Source organism: Bacteroides sp. 1_1_14, from assembly GCF_000162515.1.
Classification (GTDB): Bacteria; Bacteroidota; Bacteroidia; order Bacteroidales; family Bacteroidaceae; genus Bacteroides; species Bacteroides thetaiotaomicron.
Map to the genome: position 1 here is coordinate 116,294 of NZ_GG774707.1, position 6,258 is coordinate 122,551.

General features: G+C 49.7%; 14 protein-coding genes and 2 pseudogenes. 12 read left to right on the forward strand and 4 right to left on the reverse strand.

Translation table 11 applies throughout. The features are described from left to right. The 7 genes and pseudogenes from HMPREF9007_RS09720 to HMPREF9007_RS09690 form a co-directional block, all read left to right on the forward strand. A pseudogene (locus HMPREF9007_RS09720) lies at window positions 1-194 on the forward strand (hypothetical protein); the annotation flags it as partial. A gap of 2 nt (window positions 195-196) precedes the next feature. Then, window positions 197-874: a hypothetical protein gene (locus tag HMPREF9007_RS09715; RefSeq protein WP_008667107.1), complete on the forward strand. Its 678-nt coding sequence runs from the start codon at window positions 197-199 to the stop codon at window positions 872-874. Continuing rightward, complete coding sequence (locus HMPREF9007_RS09710) at window positions 871-1,107, forward strand: hypothetical protein (RefSeq protein WP_008667109.1); 237 nt, start codon at window positions 871-873, stop codon at window positions 1,105-1,107. The genes HMPREF9007_RS09715 and HMPREF9007_RS09710 overlap by 4 nt, the downstream gene beginning before the upstream one ends. A gap of 5 nt (window positions 1,108-1,112) precedes the next feature. Next, a complete protein-coding gene (locus tag HMPREF9007_RS09705; RefSeq protein ID WP_008667110.1) occupies window positions 1,113-1,391 on the forward strand; it encodes a hypothetical protein in 279 nt (92 codons plus the stop codon). Between the two features lie 33 nt (window positions 1,392-1,424). After that, on the forward strand, window positions 1,425-1,727 hold the full coding sequence (locus tag HMPREF9007_RS09700; RefSeq protein ID WP_008667111.1) for a hypothetical protein: 303 nt from the start codon (window positions 1,425-1,427) through the stop codon (window positions 1,725-1,727). Between the two features lie 20 nt (window positions 1,728-1,747). Continuing rightward, the gene (locus HMPREF9007_RS09695; RefSeq protein WP_008667112.1) at window positions 1,748-2,260 is read left to right on the forward strand and encodes a hypothetical protein; all 513 of its coding nucleotides are present in this window, start codon (window positions 1,748-1,750) and stop codon (window positions 2,258-2,260) included. A 19-nt stretch (window positions 2,261-2,279) separates the two neighbouring features. Further along, entirely contained in the window at window positions 2,280-2,579 is a 300-nt protein-coding gene (locus tag HMPREF9007_RS09690; RefSeq protein WP_008667113.1) for a hypothetical protein, read from the forward strand. On the opposite strand, the gene HMPREF9007_RS09685 is transcribed toward HMPREF9007_RS09690, so the two are convergent. Further along, on the reverse strand, window positions 2,560-2,820 hold the full coding sequence (locus HMPREF9007_RS09685; protein WP_008667114.1) for a hypothetical protein: 261 nt from the start codon (window positions 2,818-2,820) through the stop codon (window positions 2,560-2,562). The genes HMPREF9007_RS09690 and HMPREF9007_RS09685 overlap by 20 nt on opposite strands. A gap of 143 nt (window positions 2,821-2,963) precedes the next feature. On the opposite strand from HMPREF9007_RS09685, the gene HMPREF9007_RS09680 reads away from it, so the two are divergent. From HMPREF9007_RS09680 to HMPREF9007_RS09665, 4 genes are all read left to right on the forward strand, one after another. Then, window positions 2,964-3,407 (forward strand): hypothetical protein, encoded by a 444-nt coding sequence (locus tag HMPREF9007_RS09680; protein ID WP_008762167.1) that lies wholly within the window; start codon window positions 2,964-2,966, stop codon window positions 3,405-3,407. Window positions 3,408-3,428: 21 nt separating this feature from the next. After that, the gene (locus tag HMPREF9007_RS09675) at window positions 3,429-4,079 is read left to right on the forward strand and encodes a DUF3164 family protein (protein ID WP_008667116.1); all 651 of its coding nucleotides are present in this window, start codon (window positions 3,429-3,431) and stop codon (window positions 4,077-4,079) included. Between the two features lie 2 nt (window positions 4,080-4,081). Beyond that, window positions 4,082-4,297, forward strand: a complete 216-nt coding sequence (locus tag HMPREF9007_RS27245; protein WP_008762168.1) for a molecular chaperone DnaJ — start codon at window positions 4,082-4,084, stop codon at window positions 4,295-4,297. A 108-nt stretch (window positions 4,298-4,405) separates the two neighbouring features. Beyond that, window positions 4,406-4,675, forward strand: a complete 270-nt coding sequence (locus HMPREF9007_RS09665; protein ID WP_008762169.1) for a hypothetical protein — start codon at window positions 4,406-4,408, stop codon at window positions 4,673-4,675. Here the strand turns inward: HMPREF9007_RS09665 and HMPREF9007_RS09660 are convergent. After that, window positions 4,662-5,135: a hypothetical protein gene (locus tag HMPREF9007_RS09660; protein ID WP_008762170.1), complete on the reverse strand. Its 474-nt coding sequence runs from the start codon at window positions 5,133-5,135 to the stop codon at window positions 4,662-4,664. The genes HMPREF9007_RS09665 and HMPREF9007_RS09660 overlap by 14 nt on opposite strands. Before the next feature lie 4 nt (window positions 5,136-5,139). Continuing rightward, window positions 5,140-5,772 (reverse strand): hypothetical protein, encoded by a 633-nt coding sequence (locus HMPREF9007_RS09655; protein WP_008762171.1) that lies wholly within the window; start codon window positions 5,770-5,772, stop codon window positions 5,140-5,142. A 68-nt stretch (window positions 5,773-5,840) separates the two neighbouring features. Between HMPREF9007_RS09655 and HMPREF9007_RS09650 the strand changes: the two genes are divergently transcribed. Next, window positions 5,841-6,074: a hypothetical protein gene (locus HMPREF9007_RS09650; RefSeq protein WP_008762172.1), complete on the forward strand. Its 234-nt coding sequence runs from the start codon at window positions 5,841-5,843 to the stop codon at window positions 6,072-6,074. Here HMPREF9007_RS09650 and HMPREF9007_RS26855 read toward each other — a convergent pair. Continuing rightward, window positions 6,057-6,258 (reverse strand): annotated as a pseudogene (locus HMPREF9007_RS26855) (hypothetical protein); the annotation flags it as partial. The gene HMPREF9007_RS09650 and the pseudogene HMPREF9007_RS26855 sit on opposite strands and share 18 nt — an antisense overlap.

Sequence of the window (6,258 nt, forward strand, 5' to 3'; positions counted from 1 at the left end):
CCGGCGTTCACATGGAGGTGGACGGTTCCGGCGGCGGTTTCAACCCGGGGCGCAAATGGGGACAGTTTGCCACCCGTGAGAACGCCCTTCTGTGGGCACTCGGCAGGATGCTCTGCCACGAGAAGCTGCGGGGTGCCGCACGGCAGGCCGTGCTTGACCGAATTGACAATATCCGACAACTAAGACTGTTCTGACTATGGAAGAAGAGAAAAAGGATAATAAAAAGGCCGGCATGAAGCGTGCCTTGAATGTCAGGGACATCTTGAACAAGAAGTATGACGTGTTCCCTTTCGAGGGGAAATGGAAGGACGCCTTCGACACTCCGGAAGTCCGGGGCTGCTGGTTCGTGTGGGGTAATAGCGGCAACGGAAAGACCTCCTTTGTGATGCAGCTCTGCAAGGAACTTTGCAAGTATGACCGTGTGGCGTTCAACTCCCTGGAGGAAGGAACTTCTTTGACAGTCCAGAATAACCTGCGGCGCTTTGGTATGGCCGAGGTAAGCCGCCATTTGGCGTTCATCAAGGAGGACATCCCCACCTTGAAGATCAGACTCCGACGTCATAAAAGTTTCAACATCGTGATTATTGACAGCTTCCAATACACACAGATGACGTATCGTGACTATATCCAGCTGAAGGAGGAGTTTCCGGACAAGCTGTTTGTTTTCATCAGCCATGCCCGCGGCAAAAATCCTAAAGGTGATGCGGCCACGAGTGTGATGTATGATGCAGATCTGAAGATATGGGTGGAGGGCTATGTCGCCTTCAGTAAGGGACGTTATCAGGGGTCCACAGGTGAATACACAATCTGGGAGAAGGGCGCCTATGACTATTGGAATGTGGCGGGGCCGAAACAGAAAGGGGGCCAGGCATGAGCAGGATAAAGAAACAGCTGGAGATCTGTCCTCCTGCCTATATGTGTAAAGGGACTAACCGCGAGAACTTCGTCAGTACCGGTCACAAGTGTGGTTACTGCAAGGGTAACGGCTGGTTCTGGGGAACGGAGGAAGGCAGCCGCGAGGATGTGCGGAAACCTTGTCCGGTCTGTGAAGGCAGTGGTGAACTGGATGCGGTTATAACAGTGGATTGGAAACCAACAAATAAATAATCATCATGGGAAAGAAGAAAACAATAGAGAACTGTGTGGGTACAGTTACTGTTTCCACCAGGATCCAGAACGGTGCCGTAACGACCACTTACCAGTTCAAGGCCGGTTTTGCCGCTCATGGCTGGACTGATAAAAGGGCTAAGGACGTTGTCCGGCAAATGAAGTCCGGTGTGAAAAATATGATTTTCGCGGATAAAGAACATTTCGGTATCACTGATACGTCCAAAGTGACATTTTACAGTGGTGTCAAGGTTCTTGAATGTGATTATATTCTTGAGAAATAACATATAATTAATTAACAATTAAAAATTACAGAAATGATTACAGAAAAACAGAAAGAGGCAGTAATGGAACTCTGCCGGTATGTGGAGAACTTTTGTAAGGAGAACGACCTTAGCGCTTTTATGAGCGTTGCGGCCAGTGAGGATCATCCGGACGGGCTTGAGCAGGTTGCGGGTTCAATCGTGACCGGCAAGGGTGACCATGTTGTGGGTTCCATATCTGGAACCGTCAAAACTGACAAACGTGTCTGCATGTTGCTGTCCATGGCGCTGATGCAGGCCCAGGTGAGAAAGGCGGATATCAATGTTATCCCGTTTTGGCGGGAAAATTTGAATTGATGAATGTAGCATAAACAGCCATGAGTGAGAATAACAACAAACAGAAACGTAAACGTGTTTGTCCGCATTGCGGCCGCAAGTTGTGGATGCGTGAATTTTATCCGCTGAAGAACGGAGGCCGGAGTTCCTGGTGTCATGAATGTGTGCTGGAATACAAACGGGAGCGGTACCGTAAGACCCGGAAGGTTCCCGATGGTACTTTCATGCACCGGACCCAGGGGCGGATTGTGGAGCATAACGGCTACTCGACGCGTATATTCTGGAACGGCAATATGCTTTCCATCATGCGTCGCCACTATCACAATACCCTCAACCGGGAGCTGGCTGAAATGCTCGGTGTTTCCGAACGCAGTGTCACCCGGAAGGCCCGAGAGATGGGACTGGAAAAGGACAAAGGTTTTGTAGCCTCCCTTAGCCGGGAACATCTGTTGCTGGCAAACGCGAGAAGTAAGGAACTGGGATATCCGGGCGGCTTCACCAAGGGGATGAAGTTTCGGGGAAACCAATACACCGGAAGGATAAGAGTTGAATAACCTGTAACACTTCAATATTATGAGCAATATATTCAAGAAATTCGAAGGTCTGAAGGTCCGTGTGCAAATCGTGAACGGTTTCGGTCTTCCGGTTGACCGCCAAGGTTACGTGGAGGTTGAGGAGAACTGGGCTTATCTTTACGAGAAAGGACAGAAAGGAAACAGATACATTATGGCGATCAACACCAACAGGAACAGTGTGGTGTCGGTTGAAGTGATTCACCAGAAACGGAATGTGGATAGCCGAACCTCTGGTGAATCAGAAGGAAAGTTCCAAAATGATACCTACCAAAAAGGTGTCATTTCTCTGGGAAAATGACATTCAGATTGAATTGCGCTACATAGCCGCAGTTTTGGCAATATCCGACAATGACAGGGATAAAATTGATGCCATTATCAGCTTTTAATTGCATCCCTTCCCGTTGGAACGATAAAATTTGAGACTCACCTTTACCGAAAATAAAGTTTGTTCTTTGTTTGCACATGGGACATTCGTACGGTGAACATTTCTTGTTGATCTCGGCCAAAATGGCATTAGCATTTTCTTCTGTAAATTTCATAATTGTAAAATTTAAAAGTGACAGACAAAAATAATGAATCAGGGTACGTTCTCCGGCATAATTGTAAAAGTTTTTAAGTGACGTTTTAACTTCTTTTTGGAGGCGTACCCTTTTTAAAGGGATAACTTAAAACCGACATAGCCATGCAGATAGACATCAACAGCCGCAAGCAATTGAACAAACCCGAGAATTACTCGGCGTTTTACAGCCTTTTGAACCGCCTTCCGACATCCGATCGTGATGCGCTGAAGGAAAGCATCGTTTCCCAGTACACGGAGGGACGTACCACGAGTCTGCGTGACATGACGCTGAAGGAATACAGTGCCGCCGTGGCCGCCATGCAGAAGCTGGTACCGCCCACTTACCAGGAACAGCTCCGGAAGATTCTCCGCCAAAAGCGCTCCGCGGTATTGCACCAGATGCAGTTGTTGGGTATTGATACGGCAGATTGGGGCAAGGTGAATACTTTCTGCCTGGACAGCCGTATCGCCGGCAAGGAGTTCCGTGAACTTGACTGTGAGGCGCTGGACACATTGCAGGTGAAGCTGCGTGCCATCCGCCGTAAACGTGAGAATAAACAACAATAATAACCATCAAATTTTTTAGTTATGGACTTAAAAGAACAGTTAAAGAGCTTGTCCGCACAGGACAGAAAAGAACTGCTGAAACAGCTCCAGCAGGAAGAGAAGGAAAACAAGCGTAACCGGCGCGACGCCTATGAGGGCCTTCGTGCGCAGTTCATGCTTGAAGTGAAGAACAAGCTGCTCCCGGTTGTGGATGATGTGAAAGCGTTCCGCGACTGGGTGGAGAAAGAAGCCGCCGCCTTCCGTGCGGTGATGCGTGAATACGGCCAGCTCCGCAAGGACGAGCAGGCGAGTTTCACCATCGTGGACGGTGACATGAAGCTGGAGGTGAGAAGCAACAAGGTGAAGAGCTTCGACGAGCGTGCCGATCTTGCCGCCGAGCGCCTGGTGGACTACCTGAAGCGTTATGCCATGGGGCGCGAGTTGGGTACCGATGATCCGATGTACCAGCTCGGCATGACGATGATCGAGCGTAACCGCCAGGGTGACCTGGACTACAAGTCGGTGAGCAAACTGTACGAGTTGGAGGACCGTTTCGATAGCGAGTACACCGAAATCATGGACCTCTTCCGCGAAAGTAACGTAGTGTACAAGACCGCAGTGAATTATTATTTCCACAAACGTGACGAGAACGGTGTCTGGCATCGTATCGAGCCTTCATTCTGCCGGTTGTAATTATGGAAAAGACGAAGAATATCGCGCCACATGTCATGGCCTGCAAGCGTTGTGAAGGCAAGGGACGTGTCTTTTATCCGGATCAGGGAGGGGCTCCTTCATCTGCCACATGCCCGGTCTGCAAGGGTAGCGGACGGGTGAAGGTGCAAAGCAAGGTGATTACCCGCATCGAGCCGTTTGTTCCGGGTGAGGATGACACCGAACTGATGACCATGTGATTTTGTTCACACTCTAAACAGAAAACGCCGCATTCATATACGATGCGGCGTTTTTTTATCTATAATGACCGGTTAAATGCCTAATTTTGCAGCAAGTATCCCACAATTATGGCCAAAGGACGAGACAAGAACCTGATAGAACTCCGTGATGAAGCCCTGTGCCGCCGTTACTATTACTGGACGGAGGTACAGCGCCTGCGCTTTGATGACGCCCTGAAAGTGTTGTCCCAGCAGGAATTTTTCATTTCCGAGGAACGTATCATGTCCATTATCCGGCGCAAATGCCGGGAACTGAAGGATCTGGAAGTGAAACCCGTCCCGAAGGTGAAGAAGCCCCGCCTGACAGCCGTCCAGCTTTCGCTCTTTACCGGAGAATAAACCTCGCCGCACTTTCCTGCATTGCGGATTCGTCATGCAACGTGAAGGAATATACGGTTTCATACACCTTGATGTTTCCGGGCAGGGAATAGTCCCGGTTCTTCACCCTGACCAGCGGGCTGGCTTCTTCCGAGCACTGGAATCCCTGGAGTATCCTATACAGTTCCTTTGCCTTCTGCTGGCGTTCCTTTACTTTATCATAGGTACCTGAAGTGTAGTGCGTGTCGTCGTAACAGTCGATGGCCAGGCGTATGGTGATGAGTGACTCGCTTTTCTGTACCCCGTACCCGAGGTCGTTCCAGTCCGATTCGGTGTTTCCGATCAGCACACAGGGGAACGTGACCGGATAGCTGTCCTCTTCCGCCCCTGCTTCAAGTTGTCCGTAATCCTCGTCTATATAGGAGAGTTCCGGCATCTTTCCGGCGATGCGTTCCATGATCGCGATGAATATTTCTTCCATGTCTTTATAAATTTAGAATGTTTCTGATTTCGTTTTCTGTCTTTTCCGTTATCCTGTCGGACAGTTCGCTGCTTTCCCCGATGAACTGTCGCTGTGGTATGCGTATCCGGAGTTTTTTCTTTTTGGTGAGCGCCAGTCTTTTCCATTTCAGTGCCTCCGGGCTCTCCTGCGGTTCATTGCTTGCGGCAGAACCCTTCTTTTTGCCCTTTCTTTTGCCTGTGGCGGCTTTTTTAGCCTTGCCTGAAGCCTGGTAATACTTCGCCCACGCAAAGCGCCGCATTCGTGGCGTAACGGTCGGATGCACTTCCCCTCCCCAGTTGTTGACGGGGGCGTATATGAGGTCGTTGGCCACTCTCACCCGGTAGTCCCCCGGCACGTACTTGACAGAGCTGAAGAGGTGGTTCCTCCCGGATAGCAGCGTCCCGTACTGCCCTGCCGCATCGGTCCGTCCCGAGGACAGCCTTTTCGCTTTCGGCCACGGGTGTAATCCACCGTTTACGAAACCTTCCCGGCGGAAATTGTCCTGGAAATGGTCTTTTGCCATTCGTCCGGCTATGACCGGCATCTTCCGTTTCATCAGGTCATCCAGTTCCTTGCGCTTGGCTTTTATCAGCTTTGAATATTCTTTTATGTCCATAAATGACTGATTTAAAAAAATAATTTTATACTTTTGCAGACAAGGCGTTTTATGTGCCTTTTTGCGTTATGGAAATACCTAAACAAGTGTCGGAATTAGCAAACAGTAACGGTTACAACTCCGTTGTCTTATCAGCCAGTTCCCCTGAGGGAAGCATCTATTCCGTGGGGTGTGTTGATGGGAATGGTTTTGAGTTGCCTGTCGGTCTTCCCGCCTTTATTCTGTTCGACGGCCGGTCCTGCCGTCTGATGGACGGTGAGGAGGGGCTGGCACTTTCTTCCCGTTTATTTGGTGATGAATAGTCCCATGATTTTGGGATTTACCAGTTTGTTGTCTATTCTTATCACTCCCACGCGGTTGGCTTTCATGCTCTGTATGTAATTGCTTGCATCATCCTTTCCGGTTTGCGGGTCGAAGAACCTTATTTTCCCTTCGGACACCTCCGCACAGAACACGTGTGCGGAACCGCCTTTCCAGGCACAATAT